Here is a 16,016-nt window from a genome sequence, read left to right as displayed (position 1 = left end):
GGGCCGCCCGGACTGCAGGTCACTGGCGGTCGTCACATCGGCGGGTATTTGAACACCGGGATGGGTGGGACGGCACCGAGGATTTCCTCGATCTTCGATTCGGTCAGCACGGTGAGGACCTGCTCCACAGTGGACGATGACATGTCCGCGAGGGCTATGTGGAAGTTGTCGTCGCCGAGCTGCTCCGCCGCTAGGACCGTGGGAAGCTGCCGGATCAGGTTTTCGGCGTCGGAGCGCTTCTTGGTCCACCACTGCTCGAAACCGCGCAGCAGGATGCCGCCGCCCCAGATGGAGCCGTCGCTGATCGCCTGGATCATCAGGGGAACGAAGTTCGCTTCCACCTCGGTGGGTTTGTGGACCTTCCCGCTCCGCAGGTACTCGTCGGGGTTGGTGCGGGCGAGGTTGATCTCGACGCCGACTCCGACGGCGGCGGTGAAGTGGTCCACGAACGGCTCGTACAACGTGGGCGGCAGGTCGACGTGCAACCCGACCTGGGTTCGCAACGTGCGACCGAAGTCGGGGTTCTCGTGGACGATCACCGACGGTCCGGACGCAACTGGCGGCTCTGGCTCGTCGCGCTCCGGCGCATCATCGACGACGTTTAGTGACGCTACGATGTTCTCCCAGTCGTTGATGAAGTCGTACATCTTGACCGGGAGTTGATAGAAGCCCATGACGGCGCGCAGCTCATCGCGTTCTTGTCGTGAAACAGGGGTTCCTGTGTTCTTTAGGAAAGCTAGAAGGTTGTCGAGAACTTCGCCATGTTCACCGGCGTGTGCTGCGCCGCACATGGAGTCGTAGTCCCTGTCGGACAAGCGCTCGCGCATTCCATGAAGAAGGTCATCGGTTCGATTCATGAATTCGATCTCGTCCATGATCACAGCTTTCGTGGGTTCTGATTCACGCCGGGGCCGCTTCTTGGGTATGCGGTTACCACGTAGCCGTCTTCTCTGATTACTGCTTCGATGAGGACGCCATCCCGGACTCCGGCGACCTTCCAGGTCCCGTTGTTCTGCTTGAACGGTGGGCTGTCTGGGTTCTTCGCCACGTCCTGAATCTGGTTCACGACGTACGGCTCGTTCCACGGTGGAGGTGGCGGAAATTCTGTCTTGCCCGGCCTTCCGATCCCGGCGAGGTGACCACCACCGGTCTGGTCGCTGTAGAGGATGTGCGTCTTCCGTTCAGCCGTGATGTGCACGGATGCCGGGTCGGGGTGGGGTTCGTCAACGCCCGCCCAGGCGTCGTACGGCGCGGTGGCGAGGTGCTGTTCGAGTCCATGGTCTGCCTGCTCGTAGGCCCGTCGCTCGGACTCCAGAGTGACCGCTTCAGCATTGTGTGCCCAGTCCTGCAGTCGGTCGGAGACGCCGTTGGTCAGCACGAGCATAGCTTCACCGCGCTCGTGCTCGTACAGATCCTTGATCTTGGGGGTGATGTATTCGATGGACGCGTACCTGCCGATCTCGTAGCCCATTTCTGCGAGCTTGGCGAGCCCAAATTTCCGCACAAGGCCAAGTGCTGAGAAGAAATCCAGATCGTCCAGCGACTCGTAGAGCTTCGTGATGCTGTTCTGAGCGTTGCGCACCGCCTTGTACAGCGTCAGGCACGACTGGCTCAGCGCACTACAAGCAGAGGTGAGCACTGGCAGGATTTCCGAGGTTCCGCACAACTGAGACTTGGAAGCCCAGTACTGGCGGATGCGGTCGAAGACCTCGCCGTGGTTGGTCTCGACCAAGCCGTCGACAAGGGCGTCACCGGATCGCGACACCTCCGTCAGTGCTGTGCGGAGGCTCGCCCACTCCTTGTGGGCGTACATGAGCTTCGCTGGGTCGGCATCGGGCCAGTACTCGTAGCCCCAGTCCTCCAGGGCCTGCGCGGGGGCGCCGGAGCCGCTGGGTGGCGGTTCGGGGCCGGGGCTGACGGTGTCGACCGGGAGCTGCGGCAGTCGTTCCGGCAGCGCGGCGCCGTGTCCGGCGGTGGAGGCTTCTTCGGAGTCGACGTAGTTGTTGCCGGTGTCGGTCATGCCCTGCGCGACGCCGCCCAGCAGATCGGTGGCTGCGCCGAGCACCGCCCAAACCGCCCGCGCTGTTTCGTCGTAGAGGGTGCGCCACGGGGCTAGCACCGGGTCGGCTCCGGCCATGCCGGTGGCGCTGCCGTGCAGGTTCCGGCTGATCCAGCCCATGTTGTCGGCCAGCTGCTGCTGGAGTCCGTGGAACGACCGCGCGGCTCGGCGCAGCTCCTCGATGGAGACGTCGACTTCACCGCCGGGCCCGCCGGCCGACCCTGCCGACATGGGCACGGTGGAGGACCCGCCCGACGAACCGGTGGGGGAGTCCCAGATGGCCAGGTTCGCCTGGTGCGCGCTGCGGTAGTTCTCGTCGATCAGCGACAGCAGGTCGGCCATGCCGTCGAGGAACTCGGTCATCTCCTCGGCTTCGCGTACCCACGTCGCGCGGGCGATCTCGAAGGACTCCGCGGCCTGTCCGGTCCAGGACGCCCGCAGCGGCCCGAGTGATCCGTCGAGGTCCGCCAGCTTCGTCCGGACCTGCCCGGTTGCGTTGCGGACGCTCTCCCACGCCTCGCCGATCGCGGCGTAGCGGACAGCGAACCGGTCCATCCCATTCCCCCTAGAACTGCGGCACCCACGCAGTCCTAGGGCACGCACAACCGGTGATCAACCGGTTTCGGCGAACTGTGATCAGGAAGGCCGTTCGTCGAGGGTGTTCGGCGGCGAAGAACATCACTCCGAACCTGCTGATGGCCACGTCGAATTCGCCGCTCTGGAACGATCAACTCGTTGCCCGGACGAGCCAGACCGTGCCGCGGACCTGGACTCCCCGCGGGGTTTCGTACGGCTCGAATCCGGCGCGCACCTCGTCCCGGATCCGGTCCACAGTGGATTTCTGGACGTCTTGGAGGTTGAACTGGACCGGGCCCAGCGAGCACACGAACTCGGCGGCGTCGGCCGCGTTCGCGCCGAGCGTTTCCGTGGCTTCGGTCCGGTCGATGGTGATGTCGCCGAACCCGGCTTCGGTGAGCACCTCGCGGATTCGGTCCGGGGCGACCAGGGACATCATGCCGCGCGCCGCCGGGGACGGGCCGCGGAGGAACTCGGCCAGGGCTGCGGTCGCGCGGGCGTAGTCGCCGTCGGGATTGGGGGCGGTCGGAGTGATGAACGCCAGTCGTCCGCCGGGCTGGAGGCTGCGGCGGATGTTGGCGAATCCGGCTACCGGATCGGCGAAGAACATCACGCCGCCCCGGCTGATGGCCACGTCGAACCCGCCGGCCGGGAACGGGTGGACCTGGGCGTCGCCCTGCACGAACTCGATGTTCGGGATGCCCGCCGCGTCGGCGCGGGCGCGGGCCAGCATGGGGGCCGAGATGTCCACGCCGACGGCTCGTGCCGCGAGCCCGGCCGCCAGTCGCGTGGTGTGCCCGGTTCCGCATCCGACGTCGAGGACCTGGTGGGTCTCGCCGATCTCGGCGGCAGCGAACAGCGGGCCGTTGAAGTCGTCGAGCATCCCATCGTAGCGGTTGGAGTTCGCCGCCCAGAGCTCGCCTTCCCAGCCGTTCCACGCCTCGGCCTGCCGGGTGTTGGCCACGGATCGCATCGGTGGCTCCTTCCGAATTGACTAGAGTTCAACTCTAGAGAACGGCTCTAGTTATAGACTCCGGTCATGAGTCCGGTCAACAAGGGCGGCAAGCGGGCCGAGAAGGCCAGGCAGACGCGGCTGCGGATGCTGCAGGCCGCCGGAGAGCTGTTCGTCGAGCGCGGTTACGGCGCGACGCCGCTGCAGGACATCGCCGACCGGGCCGGCGTCGCCGTGCAGACCATCTACTTCACCTTCCGCAACAAGCGGAACCTGCTGAAGGAGGTCGTGGACACCGCCGTCGCGGGCGACGACGAGCCGATCGCGACGATGGACCGGCCGTGGTTCCGCGAGGCCCTCGAAGCCGAGACTGCGGAGGCCCAGCTGCGGGCGCACGTCGCGGGCACGCGGCTGATCATGGAGCGGGTCGCGGCGATCACCGAGGTGCTGCGCATCGCCGCCGCGACCGAACCCGAGGTCACCGAGCTGTGGCCGCAGGGGCCCGACCCGCGCTTCACCGTCCAGACCGCCGCTGCCGAGGCCCTCGTCGTGAAGCCGGGAGCGCGCGCCGACGTGTCCGCGGAGCAGGCCGCTGACGTGCTGTTCGCGCTGCTCAGCCCCGAGCTCTACCTGCTCGTGGTGCGCGATCGCGGCTGGAAGCCGGAGCAGTGGGAGCAGTGGGTCTTCGAGCTCCTGCGCGCGCAGCTCTGCGGGAGCTGACTCCTGTTCGCCGGGTGCCGCAATTTCAATGAGGTTTTTCCGGCCTCGTTGTGCGTGGCGGTGCGGGTGGCGGAACCTCAGAGGCTTCCTGGTCTGTGGGTGCCCCTCCTGATGTATGTCCAATACACGGCGGAGGGGCCGTCCTGCCGGGAGAACCCCGGAGGGGTGGGCACGGTGAACCCGCGGCGGTGCCGGTGTCGTAGGTGGGCTATGCGCCTGCGACGCATGCGACGTCCCATCGAGGTGCCGCTTTGCGGCCCGGGGCTGCGGGCCGGCCAGGATGAAAAAGGCTCAATGGAACCGGATCCCCAGTTTCAATTGAAACTGGGGATCATCGGCGTGTCGCACCCGAACACGCCGACGTCTGTGGACAACTTCCGCAATTTCAATGGAAATCGGACCTCTGATTTCCATTGAAATTGCGGACGTTCACCCGATCAGCGGCGGATGAGGTGTTCCAGGACGTCGAGGGCGACCGGCATCGCCGACTCGTCGATGTCGAACAGCGGGTTGTGGTGCGGCGCCGTGTTCCCGCCGCCGACCGTCATGTAGGTGGCGATGCCTCCTGCTCGCTGGACCTCGCGGGCGAACAGGCTCGCGTCGTCGCTGCCGCCCATCTGCTTGAACCCGTCGGTGGTTCCGGCGTCGGAGAGCTCCGCGGCGATCTGGTCGATGGTGTCCACCAGTTCGGCGTCGCAGTCCATTGTGGCCGATCCGCCGGTCTCGACGACGTCCACGGCGACGCCGTGCATCGCGCCGGAACCGCGCAGCGTGGTCTTGATGCGCTCGGTCAGGTTCGCGCTCACGTCGGAGTCCGTGGACCGCGCCTCCAGCGTCATCTCCGCCCACGACGGCACGATGTTGACGTTGTCGCCGCCGTGCAGCGTGCCCACGTTGATCCGGGTGTCCGCGGTGGAGTACCGCGGCAGCGCCATCACGTTGAGCAGCGCGCTCGCCGCCGTGATCAGCGCGTTCGCGCCCTGCTCCGGCGCTCCCGCGGCGTGCGCGGCCGTGCCGGTGAACCTGGCGCGCATCTTGGTGGTCGCGAGCAGGCCCTGGATCCCGCCGCTGACCCTCCCCGCCGGCTCGTCGAGCCCGAGGTGCACCGCGACGAACCGGTCGATGCCTTCGGCCGCCCCGGCGGCGATCATCGACGCGGCCCCGCGGCCGCCCTCCTCGGCGGGCTGGAACAGGAACCTGGCCGTGCCCGCGAAGTCGTTGTTCGCCGCCAATCGGCTCGCCAGGCTGAGGCCGATGGCGGTGTGGCTGTCGTGCGCGCAGGCGTGCATCGCGCCGTAGTCGCAGCGGAATCCCCCTGCCGCCGGGGTGTGTTCCGGGCTGTCGGACTCCGCCAGCGGCAGGGCGTCCATGTCGAACCGCAGGCCCCACACCGGACCCGGCCGGTTGCCCTCGACCTCGGCGATCACCGCCGTGCCGAACTCGGCGGCGTGCTCGACGCCCGCGGCGTCGGCGCCGGTGCTCACGGCCCGCTCCGCGAACAGCTCGCGCCGCTCGGCGGTCGGGTAGTCGACCACGGTGTCCGCCCGCATCGCGGCCCGGCCGGTCAGCGGCTCCAGGCCCAGCGCCCGCAGTCGCGACGCGACGATGCTGGACGTGCGGATCTCCAGGAACGCGGGCTCGGCGTACCGGTGGAAGTCGCGCCGCAGCGCCACGAGCTCGTCGAACTGCATCATCTCTCCTTTGTAGACGGTCACAGCCGGATGCCGGCGCCAGGTCCCACCGGCAGGTCGAAGAAGTAGAACACCGCGAGGATCAGCAGCCACACCGCGAAGAACGGGAGCACGAAGACGCTCAACCGGGCCAGCAGGGTGCCCAGCTGCGTCTCCGGCTGGTACTTCCGGTTCACGCTCAGCAGGATGTAGACGTAGGCGTTGAGCGGGCTGACCGCCTGCGTGGTCGAGTCGCCGATCCGGTACGCCGCCTGGATGAACGCCGGGTCGTAGCCGAGGATGGTGAACGCCGGGATCATCACCGGTGCCAGCAGCGACCACAGCGCCGAACCCGAGGTGACGAACAGGTTCGCCACCGTCGCCAGCAGCACCATCACGAGGATCGCCGGGAAGCCCGTCATGTTCGCGGCCCGCAGCCCGTCGGCGGCGCCGACGGCGATCAGCGTGCCCAGGTTCGACCAGGTGAACAGGGCGATGAACTGCGCCGCGACGAAGATGAACACGATGTAGCCGGCCATGTCCTTGACCGTCTCGGTCATCATCCGCGGCACGTCCGCGCGCTCGGCGACGGTGCCCGCGGTGCGCCCGTAGACCAGCCCGGCCAGCAGGAAGGCGATGATGATCAGCGGGACGATGCTCTCCAGGAACGGCGAGGGCACCAGCGCGCCGCCGTTGCCGCGCAGGAAGCTGCCGGGCAGCAGCCAGGTGGCGAACGCGAGCACGACGTAACCGGCGAGCACCGCGAACGCCCGCCACACGCCCTTGCGCTGCCGCGCGGTCAGTTCCGCGATCTGCTCGCCGTCAGGGTCGATCCACGGCCCGAGCCGCGGCTCCAGCACCCGGTCGATCAGGAACCCGCCGACCAGCGGGAGCAGCAGGCCCGCGGTCGCGGCGAAGAAGTAGTTCATCGCGATGTGGGTGTCCACCTCGGTGGCCAGCGGCGCGATCTGCAGCGCCTTGCGCGTGATGCCCTCCAGCAGCCCGTCCAGCGAACCGACCAGGATACCGCCCGCGTAACCCGTTGCGCCGCAGGCGAAAGCGCCGATCAGGCCGGCCACCGGGTGCCGCCCGGCGGCCTTGAACATCAGCGCCGCCAGCGGCGGGATGACGATCAGCGACGGATCGGACATCACGTGCGCCTGGCACGCCACGAACGCCACCACGTAGGGCAGCAGCCAGCGCGGCGCGCGGCCGAAGACGAGCGTGACCGCGGCGGTCAGGAACCCGGTCCGCTCGGCGAATCCGACGACGAGCATCATCGCCAGCACCGTGCCCAGCGGCGGGAAGCCGATGAAGTTGTCCACGAAGTTCGTCAGGAACCACACCAGGCCCTCGGTGCTGAGCACCGCGCGCACCGGGATCGGCTCGGGTTTGCCCGGCACCTCGACGGTGACGCCGAACGCCGCCACCGCGGTGGAGATCACCGCCAGCGCGGTCAGCAGGTAGACGAACAGGAAGAACGGCTCGGGAATCCGGCTGCCGAGCCGTTCGATCCCGGCGAAGACCCGATCCAGTCGGGTGGGCCGGGTACGCGCTGTGTCCATGTGATCTCCGGGCGCAGTCGAACTCGTCGCGGGCTCGAACCCGCAGTGGGGAAAGGGTGGACAAGCCGTCAGTCACGCTGCTTGGATTGCCGGAAACGGTCACATGAAGGTTCATGCATGCAAGATTCGTCCATCCTCGATGAACTGGACCTGGCCCTGGTCAACGCCGTGCAGATCGCCCCGCGCGGCTCCTGGCAGGTGCTCGGCGCGGTGCTCGGCGTCGACCCGAGCACGGTGGCTCGCCGGTGGCAGCGGATCACCGAGCAAGGCCTGGTGTGGATGACCGCGTACGCGCGGCTGACCGCGCCGTCGGCGCACGTGCTCGGCTGCGTGGAGATCGACTGCCTGCCGGCCGAGCGGGACGGGCTGGCGATGCTGCTCGCGCGGCTGCCGCAGGTCGTTTCGGTGCACCACGTCGGCAGCGGGCGGGACCTGTTCGTGATCATCAGCGCGCGGGGCCTGCCCTCGCTGTCCCGGTTCGTGCTGGACGAGCTCAGCCACCATCCCGGCGTCCGGCGCACCAGCGTGCACACGGCCACCACGGTCTACGGCGAGGGCGCGCACTGGCGGCTGAACGCGCTCACCCCCGCACAGCGCGCCGAGTTGGCGGAGCACGCGCCGCCGCGCGCCCGCCAGGGCGTGCTGACCGAGCAGGATCGCGACCTGCTCGTCGAGCTGAGCGTCGACGGCCGTCGTTCCGTGGCGGAGCTCGCCGCGCTCACCGGCACCAGCGTGTCCACCGCGCGGCGGAGGCTGGTGCGGCTCGTGGACCACGGCCTGGTGTCGATCCGCTGCGAGGTCGCGCAGAGCCTCACCGGCTGGCCGATCTCGGCGATCTTCTGGGCGAACGTGCCGCCCGACGAGCTCGCCGCGGTGGGCCGGACGTTGGCGAAGCTGCCGGAGATCCGGTTCTGCGCGGCGGTGACGGGACGGCACAACCTGGTGATGATCGTCTGGCTGCGGTCGCCGGAGGACAGCCAGCACCTGGAAGAGCGCCTGGCGGCCGGCCTGCCGTCGCTGTCCCTGGCTGAACGCGCGATCACCCTGCACCAGCTGAAGCGCCAGTCCCGCCTGCTGGACGACCTCGGCCGCAGCACCGAGGTGGTCCCCACCGACCCCTGGGCCGACCTCCGCCTCGGGCCCCGCGAGCAGGCTCCCAATTTTGCCTGAAATTGGAATCGCGAACCGGGGCTCGGACGACCGTCGCGATTTTGCCTAAAATTGGGGCTTCGGTTCTGGGGTGGGTGGACTTCCAATTTTGCCTGAAATTGGACGCCCGGGCTGGGACCGGTTTTGCCTGAAATTGGGAATGGAGCTCAGCGGAGCGTCAGGGGCGCTTGTCGATCACGTGGGTGCGGAGGTCTTCGGAGGTCTGCGCGAGGTGGTCGATCATCGCCTGCCTGGCCGTCGCCGGATCTCCCGACTCCAGCGCGAGCAGGATCCTGGTGTGGTGCTCGATCGCGTTGGCACGGATCTCGCGGACGGACGAGGTCTCCCGCCGGCCCTCCACCAGCAGCCGCCCGAACGGCTCGAACATCAGCGGGATGAACGCGTTCCCCGTCGCCTGCATCACGGCGTTGTGGAAGGCGATGTCGGCCGCGACGAACAGCTCCACGTCGTCGGTGTCGGCGGCGGACTGCATGTCCTGCAGCTGTTCCCGCAGCTGCGCCAGGTCGGATGCGGTCCGCTTGACGGCGGCGAGCTCGGCGGCCCCGACCTCCAGCAGCCGGCGCGCGTCGATCAGGCTCTCCGACACCACCCGGCTCGACCGGGGCGCCGTGGCGGCCCGGATCATCGGATCCAGCGCGGTCCACTGCGCGGGCGGGTTCACGTAGGTTCCGCGACCCCGCTGGATGCGCACGACGTTCTGCACCCGGAGCGCCTTGACGGCCTCGCGGACGGTCAGCCGGCTCACCGAGAACTGCTCGGCGAGCTCGCTCTCGGACGGCAGCGCGACCCCGGGCGGATGGGTGCCGTCGATGATCGCCCCGAGCAGTCGCTCGGCGAGCTCTTCCGGCAGCGACACCCGGACCCCCTCGCGCGACTTCAGATGCCCAGAACCCCGCGACCCTAAACGCCCCGTCCGCGCCGGGTCAAGCCCGCGGTCCACTGAGGACCGCCCGTGGCCGCCGCCGGATGGGTATAGTCCGATGTGGTGGGGTTCCGCAGACTTGGTGGGGTTCTTCATGAGTGGTCGAGCTCCCGTGGTGGAGTTGCTCCGGCAGCAGCAGGGCACCGCCACCGCCGGGGAGCGGAAGGTCTGCCGGTTGTTGCTGGCCGACTACCCGCTCGCCGGGCTGGAACCGGTGGCCCGGCTGGCGGCCCGGGCCGGGGTCAGCGCCCCGACCGTGCTCCGGCTGGTCGGCAAGCTGGGTTTCGTCGGCTACCCGGAGTTCCAGCAGGCGCTCAAGGACGAGCTGGGCGAGCGGCTGTCCTCGCCGCTGGACATGTACGCCAGGACCGCGGGCCGGGGCGGCGATCACGCCCTCGACCGGTCGGTGGAGACCTTCACGCAGGGCATCCGGTCGAGCCTGGAGGCGGTGCCCGCCGCCGAGGTGGACGCGGCGGTGGCCCTGCTCGCCGACGCGCGCCGCCCGGTGACGACCATCGGCGGCCGTTTCAGCGGGATCCTGGCGCAGTACCTCGCCGGGCATCTCCGCGAGCTGCGGCCGCGCACCTCGCACGTGCCCGACGGCGGCGGCGACCGCGCAGCCGCGCTGCTCGACGTGGGGCGCCGCGACGTGGTGGTGGCGTTCGACTACCGGCGGTACGAGAAGGCGACCATCCGGTTCGGCGATCTCGCCAAGAAGCAGGGCGCGGCGCTGATCCTGTTCACCGATCCGTGGCTGTCGCCGCTGGCGAGCTCGGCCGACATCGTGCTGCCCGCCAGCGTGCAGGCGCCGTCCCCGTTCGACTCCCTGGTCCCGGCGCTCGCCCTGGTCGAGGCGGTGGTGGCGGCGCTGGTCGACGAGCTCGGCGACGAACCGCGCAACCGCCTGGCCCGCTACGACGACCTGGCCGACGACGTCGCGGAATAACGACCCGGTCGCCGGAGGGCGGCGTTTCCGCTGGTAACGGGGCCGTGCGTCTTTTGGGTCGCTATGGCGGCACAAAGGACTCACGGCCCCGGACCTGGGGCGCGGGCGTCAGGTGGCGGCGAGATAGCCCGCGAGCATGGCGTGGGCGACGTCGCGGATCCGGTCGTCCGGCGGGAGGAACGTGGGGGAGTGGAGCTGTTCCGCGCCGCCGTGGGTGCCGACGAACATCATCAGGGACGGGAGCAGCTCGGAGAAGTAGGAGAAGTCGTCCGATCCGGCCGAGCGCAGGTCGCCGGAGACCCGCAGGCCCAGCTCGCCGAGCAGCGGGGCGGTCGCCTTCACCAGCTCCGCGTCGTTGTCCAGGACCGGCTCGCCGTGCACGAACTCGACCTCGGCGCAGCAGCCGTGCGCGCGGGCGGTCAGGTCGGCGACCTCGGCCAGTCTCTTGTGGACATCCGTGCGGTCGGCGGTCGTCATCGCGCGCACCGTGCCGCGCGCAACGGCTTGCCCTGGAACGACGTTCGCGGCCGTGCCCGCCGACAGGGTCGTCACGCTGAGCACGACCGAGGCCATCGGGTCGATGGTCCGGCTGATCACGCTCTGCAGCGCGACGATCACGTGCGCGAGCGCCACCACCGGGTCGCGCGTGCGATGCGGGTACGCGGCGTGCCCGCCCTCGCCGCGCACGGTCAGCGTGAACTCGTCCGACGAGCCGTTGACCACGCCCGGCGTGCACGCCACCGTCCCCGCGGGCAGCAGCGGCTGCACGTGCGCGCCGATCACCGAACGGCACTGCTCTGCTTGCAGGACACCGCTTTCCGCGATCTCCGCCGCCCCCGAAGGATAGGTCTCCTCGCGCGGCTGCAGCACCGCGAGCAGCGGCGCCGGGCCACCGACCGCGTCGACGGCGCGCGCCAGCGCGATCAACGCGGCGAGGTGCACGTCGTGGCCGCACGCGTGCATCGCACCCGGATGCCGCGATGCCCAGTCGACACCGGTCCGCTCGGTGATCGCGAGCGCGTCGAGCTCCGCTCGCACCGCGACGGCCGGGCCCTCGCCGCCGATCCGCACGACCGCGGCGGTGTCGCCGATCCTGGTCACCGCTCCCGGCAGGTTCGCCAGCGCCAGGTCCAGGGTGGGTCCCTCGGCGCCGGACACGCACGGCCGGGCGTGGATCTGGTGTCGGATGTCCACTGCGGACTCCAGCTGCCGCTCCAGCTCCGCCAGCAGCCGCTTCACCGCTGGTCCAGCCGGTAGACGCGGCGCGCGTTGTCCTGGCCGATCATGCGGAACACCCGGATCGCGTCGGGCTCGGACCACTCGCCGGCCTCGACCCACTCCGAAAGCGCCTTGAACATTCCCCGCCGCCACAGCAATGCGCCGAGGTGGTGCAGTTCCGGCGGACCCCAGGCGTCGGAGGAGAACAGGATCTTCGCGAACGGCGCGAGCTCCAGCGATTCGGCGACCACCGCGGCGGAGCGGACGCCGCTGTAGTTCACCCCGAGCCCCACGTCGAAGTACACGTGCGGGAACACCTGGGCCAGGTATCCGGCGTTGCGGTGGAACGGGTAGCAGTGCAACAGCATCAGGTCGACGCCGGAGGGCTCGACCAGCTTGATGAACCGCGTCAGCAGCAGCGGGTCGCAGCGGTGCAACTCGACGTCGGGGTCGCCGTACCCGGCGTGCAGCTGCAACGGCAGGCCTCGGTCGACGCCCGACCACAGCAGGAAGCGCAGCAGCACCGGGTCGTCCACGCGCGTGGAGCCGGAGCGCAGCCAATTCCCGGCGGCTGCGACGACTTCCGCCTCCGACGGGCGCTGCGGATCGAAGTCGAAGCCGTAGCGGTAGGCGACGATGCTCTTGAGCCCGACCGCATCGACCGTGCGCTCCGCGAGCACCTCCGGGAACCGCGACGGCAGCTCGGCCGCGCCCACTCCGCTGCGCGCGAGATCCTCCAGCACGGCCTCCAGGCGCACCACCTCGTCGGCAGGGACGCCGGAGGCCGACGCCATTTCGCCGGGGTCGAGGATCTCGTCGCCCTTGTAGCCGGTTTCGACCAGGTAGTGCCCGATGCCGCTGGCCGCCAGCAGCCGCCGGGTGACCTCCGCGGCGCCGAGTTCTTCCCGCCGCGCCACGTAGTCGGCGGCGTCGGCGTGCGCGGGCAGGTCGAGGACCGGGGCGCACCAGCGGCGGATGGCGAAGCCCAGCTGCGAGTCGAACTGGGTCATCCACGCCGGCACCGGCCGGTCGGATTCGGTGAGCATCAGTTCCAGCGCCGGGCGGTCCACCTCACCGGCCAGCGCGCCGTGCACGTGGTGGTCCACCAGCGGCAGGCCGTCGACGGCCGCCGCGAGGTCCTCAGTAGACATCCGCGATCCTCCGGGTGCGTTCCGCGTCGTCGAGTCCGTCGAGGTGCGCGAGTTCGGTGCGCTTCACCGAGAGCTGCGTGGCCAGCAGCGACGGATCGAACCACGATCGCACCACATCATCGGATTCCAGCGCTTTCAGCGCCGATTCGAGCGAGTCGGGCAGCGCGGGCACTCCGGCGAGATCGGCCTCGGCGGCGTCCTCCGGCCACACCACCGGCTCGTCGTAGTCCGAGGTCAGGCCCGCCAGCCCGGCCCGGATCAGCACGCCGAGCGCGAGCCACGGGTTGGCGGTGGCGTCGGCGGCCCGGAACTCCAGGTTGAACTGCGCCGCCGGGTCGGGGCCGGAGGTCGGGCAGATCCGCAGCATCGCCTCGCGGTTGCGCTCGGCGAGGAACGCGCCGCCGACGCTCCACCGGTGCGGGGTCAGCCGCAGGAACGACACCGGGCTCGGCGCGGTCCAGGCGGTCAGCGCCGCGGCGTGCCGCAGGACGCCCGCCGCGAACCGGGTGCCCACTGTGGACAGCCGTCCGGGCCGTCCGGCGTCGAAGAGCACCGGCCTGCCATCGGCGTCGCGCAGGCTCAGGTGGATGTGCACGCCGTTGCCCACCCCGGCCGGATCCAGCAGGGGCGCGAAGCTCGCGTCGAGCCCGCGCCGCCTGGCCAGGTCGCGGACGAGCTCCTTGATCAGCACGGCGCGATCCGCCGCGACCAGCGCGGAATCCGGGTGCAGGGTGATCTCGAACTGCCCGTCGCCGTACTCGGGCAGCCACGTCTCGGGGCGCAGCCCGGCGTCCGACAGCAGGCGCACCAGGTCCGAGCCGAACGGCTCGGCGGTCCGGAACCGGTGCAGCGAGAACGGCGCCGAAGCGGGCAGCCCCGAGAGCACGAACTCGTGCTCGAACGACGCGACGACCTCGAAGCCGGTGCGGGCGCGCAGTTCGTCCACCGCGTCGCGCAGGAACGTGCGCGGGCAGCACGCCCAGGGCCTGCCGTCGGGCAGCGTCTGGTCGGCCAGGTAGAGCCGCAGGCCCGGCTGCTCGCCGTCGGCCGGGATGTCGATGCCGGTGGCGGGGTCGGGGCGCAGCCGCAGGTCGCCCTGCGAGCCGAAGACGTTGTCCGGGGCGATCGGGCCGAACGCCGACACCGCCAGGTCGGCGGGCACCCAGCCGACGCCGCTGCGCAGCACCGCGTCGTGCTCGGTGGCCGGCACCGACCGGCCGCGGGTCAATCCGGCTAGATCGCAGGTGGCGACGAAAACGGTGGTCACTGCGCGCTCCTCTCGGCCTGCGGTTCCTGGGCGGCGAGTTCGGCGGTCAGCCGCTCGCCGATGCGCTGGGCCAGCCCGGGGGCGGCCAGCAGCACGACGGCACCGGCGAGGCACCAGGCCCCGGCGATCCACGGGAAGTAGGAGAACGGCGCGGGTTGACCGGCCGACTGCGTGAAGATCACGAACCCGAGGTAGGCGATGCCCGCGATCGGCAGCACGATCTCGTACTTGGGGATCGAGGCGCGGCCGGAGAGCGTGAACGCGATGACCCCGGCCCCGGCGACGGCGTAGGCGACCAGGATGCACAGCACGCCGATGGTCGCGAACCAGTAGTACGCGTCGAACGCGGAAACCCCGAACCCGGCGACGATCGCCACCAGGATCGCCGCGACCGCGCACACGAACGCCAAGGCGGCGGTCGGTGCGCCGGTGCGCGGGCTGGTCCGGGCCAGCCGGGCGGGTCCGAAGCCGTCGCGGGCCAGGGCGTAGACCAGCCGCGCGGCGGCGGCCGACGACGACAGCGCGGAAGCGAACGCCGACGCCACCGCGGTGAACGCGATGACCAGCGCGAACCAGGCCCCGACGTACTGCTCGGACAGCGTCGCGAGGGCGGCCTCGGAGCCGGCGAACTCCGCGACGCCGGCCTCGTCGGTGCCGAAACCGATGGTCTGGGCGAACATCAAGAAGACGTACAGCACGCCCGTCAGCAGTACGCTGCCGACCAGCGCACGCGGGATGTTGCGGCGCGGGTTGTCGGTTTCCTCGCCCAGCGACGCGCACGCCTCGAAGCCCGCCCAGGACACGAACGCGAACACGGTCGCGGTCATGACCGCGCCGAGCGTCGTTCCCTGCGCGGTGAAGACGGACAGGTCGAGGGTCTGCCCGCGCGGGGCCGAGCCGCCCGCCACCCGGCCGATGACCACGAACGCCAGCACCGCCATCGCGACGATCCCGACGCCTTCGACGATCAGCAGGGTGCGCGCGGTGATGCGGGTGTCGCGCGAGTTGAGCAGGCCGACCGCGACGGCGGCGAGCAGGGCCACGACCAGCCACGGCGTCGCGGCCGGAATCCCCAGCGCCTGCAGGAACGCGTGCGCGAAGACGCCGGTCGCGGCGAGCGTGCAGGTCAGGAAGAAGAGGTAGGTGCCCAGCAGCGCGAAGCCGCCGAAGAACCCGGCGCGCGGCCCGATCGTCGCCCCGGCCAGGGCGTAGACCGAACCGGCGTGGTTGAAGTGCTGCGTGAGCCGCCAGAACCCGTAGCCGACCAGGGCGACGCCGATCAGCCCGAGGACGAAGACGAGCGGCACGGCCTTCCCGGCGGTGGCCGCGACGCCCGCGCCGTTGAGGCCCATCGCGAGGGTCGGGCCCATCAGGCCCACCGACAGGGCCAGGGCTTCCCACAGGCGCAGCTTGCGCGGGGCGCGGGTTCGATCAGGCAACGGCTGCTCCAGCTGGCGGCGAACGGCGGATCCACCGGCAGGCGACCCATCGGCACAGAATGAAACATCCATTCCATATCGACAGTCAACACCGCATTCTGGAACGAAAATGCCACGCTTCGCGTCGGCCGGATCGCGCCGGCCACGACGGCCTCCGGGGCAGGTGATCCGCCCGGCGAGGCGTTTGCCCTGCTAGCTGCCCGTGCTCAGTTTCTGCTGCTATGGCGACACGAAGTGCGCACGGGTCCGTGACCAGCTGAAACACCCTGCTCTGTCGGATGTTCGCGGATCGGCGAACGGTCGAACGTGATGAACGCCACGATTCGGCGTCGCCCTGCGCGGCGGGTGTCCTGTGTGGACG

14 protein-coding genes are annotated in these 16,016 nt (G+C 70.0%); 4 read left to right on the top strand and 10 right to left on the bottom strand.

Features of this window, described 5'->3' with window-relative positions; all coding sequences use genetic code 11:
• Positions 1–32: 32 nt before the first annotated feature.
• The 3 genes from AC07EQ_RS02405 to AC07EQ_RS02395 all read right to left on the bottom strand — a co-directional run bounded on the left by AC07EQ_RS02405 (position 33) and on the right by AC07EQ_RS02395 (position 3,608).
• Entirely contained in the window at positions 33–875 is an 843-nt protein-coding gene (locus AC07EQ_RS02405) for a hypothetical protein (RefSeq protein WP_478386144.1), read from the bottom strand.
• 2 nt (positions 876–877) lie between these two features.
• Entirely contained in the window at positions 878–2,614 is a 1,737-nt protein-coding gene (locus AC07EQ_RS02400) for a WXG100 family type VII secretion target (RefSeq protein ID WP_478386143.1), read from the bottom strand.
• Between the two features lie 172 nt (positions 2,615–2,786).
• Complete coding sequence (locus AC07EQ_RS02395; protein WP_478386142.1) at positions 2,787–3,608, bottom strand: class I SAM-dependent methyltransferase; 822 nt, start codon at positions 3,606–3,608, stop codon at positions 2,787–2,789.
• Positions 3,609–3,674: 66 nt separating this feature from the next.
• On the opposite strand from AC07EQ_RS02395, the gene AC07EQ_RS02390 reads away from it, so the two are divergent.
• Positions 3,675–4,307: a TetR/AcrR family transcriptional regulator gene (locus AC07EQ_RS02390; protein WP_478386141.1), complete on the top strand. Its 633-nt coding sequence runs from the start codon at positions 3,675–3,677 to the stop codon at positions 4,305–4,307.
• A gap of 210 nt (positions 4,308–4,517) precedes the next feature.
• A complete protein-coding gene (locus AC07EQ_RS02385; RefSeq protein WP_478386140.1) occupies positions 4,518–4,724 on the top strand; it encodes a hypothetical protein in 207 nt (68 codons plus the stop codon).
• Between the two features lie 20 nt (positions 4,725–4,744).
• Here the strand turns inward: AC07EQ_RS02385 and AC07EQ_RS02380 are convergent, their stop codons facing one another.
• A complete protein-coding gene (locus AC07EQ_RS02380) occupies positions 4,745–6,001 on the bottom strand; it encodes an amidohydrolase (RefSeq protein WP_478386139.1) in 1,257 nt (418 codons plus the stop codon).
• A 17-nt stretch (positions 6,002–6,018) separates the two neighbouring features.
• Positions 6,019–7,542 carry an AbgT family transporter gene (locus AC07EQ_RS02375; protein WP_478386138.1) on the bottom strand — a complete coding sequence of 508 codons (1,524 nt, stop codon included), beginning with the start codon at positions 7,540–7,542 and terminating at the stop codon, positions 6,019–6,021.
• A gap of 117 nt (positions 7,543–7,659) precedes the next feature.
• Here AC07EQ_RS02375 and AC07EQ_RS02370 point away from each other — a divergent pair, with 117 nt between their 5' ends.
• The gene (locus AC07EQ_RS02370) at positions 7,660–8,712 is read left to right on the top strand and encodes an Lrp/AsnC family transcriptional regulator (protein ID WP_478386137.1); all 1,053 of its coding nucleotides are present in this window, start codon (positions 7,660–7,662) and stop codon (positions 8,710–8,712) included.
• Between the two features lie 157 nt (positions 8,713–8,869).
• Here the strand turns inward: AC07EQ_RS02370 and AC07EQ_RS02365 are convergent, their stop codons facing one another.
• The gene (locus tag AC07EQ_RS02365) at positions 8,870–9,568 is read right to left on the bottom strand and encodes a FadR/GntR family transcriptional regulator (RefSeq protein ID WP_478386136.1); all 699 of its coding nucleotides are present in this window, start codon (positions 9,566–9,568) and stop codon (positions 8,870–8,872) included.
• 160 nt (positions 9,569–9,728) lie between these two features.
• Between AC07EQ_RS02365 and AC07EQ_RS02360 the strand changes: the two genes are divergently transcribed.
• Positions 9,729–10,580 carry a MurR/RpiR family transcriptional regulator gene (locus AC07EQ_RS02360; RefSeq protein ID WP_478386135.1) on the top strand — a complete coding sequence of 284 codons (852 nt, stop codon included), beginning with the start codon at positions 9,729–9,731 and terminating at the stop codon, positions 10,578–10,580.
• Between the two features lie 108 nt (positions 10,581–10,688).
• Here the strand turns inward: AC07EQ_RS02360 and AC07EQ_RS02355 are convergent, their stop codons facing one another.
• From AC07EQ_RS02355 to AC07EQ_RS02340, 4 genes are read right to left on the bottom strand one after another with little or no spacing between them, the layout of a single operon-like run.
• Positions 10,689–11,819, bottom strand: coding sequence for a M20 metallopeptidase family protein (locus AC07EQ_RS02355; protein WP_478386134.1), 1,131 nt, complete (start codon positions 11,817–11,819; stop codon positions 10,689–10,691).
• Positions 11,816–12,949, bottom strand: coding sequence for an amidohydrolase family protein (locus tag AC07EQ_RS02350; protein WP_478386133.1), 1,134 nt, complete (start codon positions 12,947–12,949; stop codon positions 11,816–11,818). The genes AC07EQ_RS02355 and AC07EQ_RS02350 overlap by 4 nt, the downstream gene beginning before the upstream one ends.
• Positions 12,939–14,216 (bottom strand): glutamine synthetase family protein, encoded by a 1,278-nt coding sequence (locus tag AC07EQ_RS02345; protein WP_478386132.1) that lies wholly within the window; start codon positions 14,214–14,216, stop codon positions 12,939–12,941. Before AC07EQ_RS02345 ends, AC07EQ_RS02350 begins: the two co-directional genes overlap by 11 nt.
• The gene (locus AC07EQ_RS02340) at positions 14,213–15,655 is read right to left on the bottom strand and encodes an APC family permease (protein ID WP_478386131.1); all 1,443 of its coding nucleotides are present in this window, start codon (positions 15,653–15,655) and stop codon (positions 14,213–14,215) included. Before AC07EQ_RS02340 ends, AC07EQ_RS02345 begins: the two co-directional genes overlap by 4 nt.
• Positions 15,656–16,016 lie beyond the last annotated feature (361 nt).

Source organism: Saccharopolyspora sp. NPDC045839, from assembly GCF_056431645.1.
The sequence above is the reverse complement of the archived record's forward strand: the minus strand, read 5'-3'. Positions and strand labels throughout refer to the sequence as shown.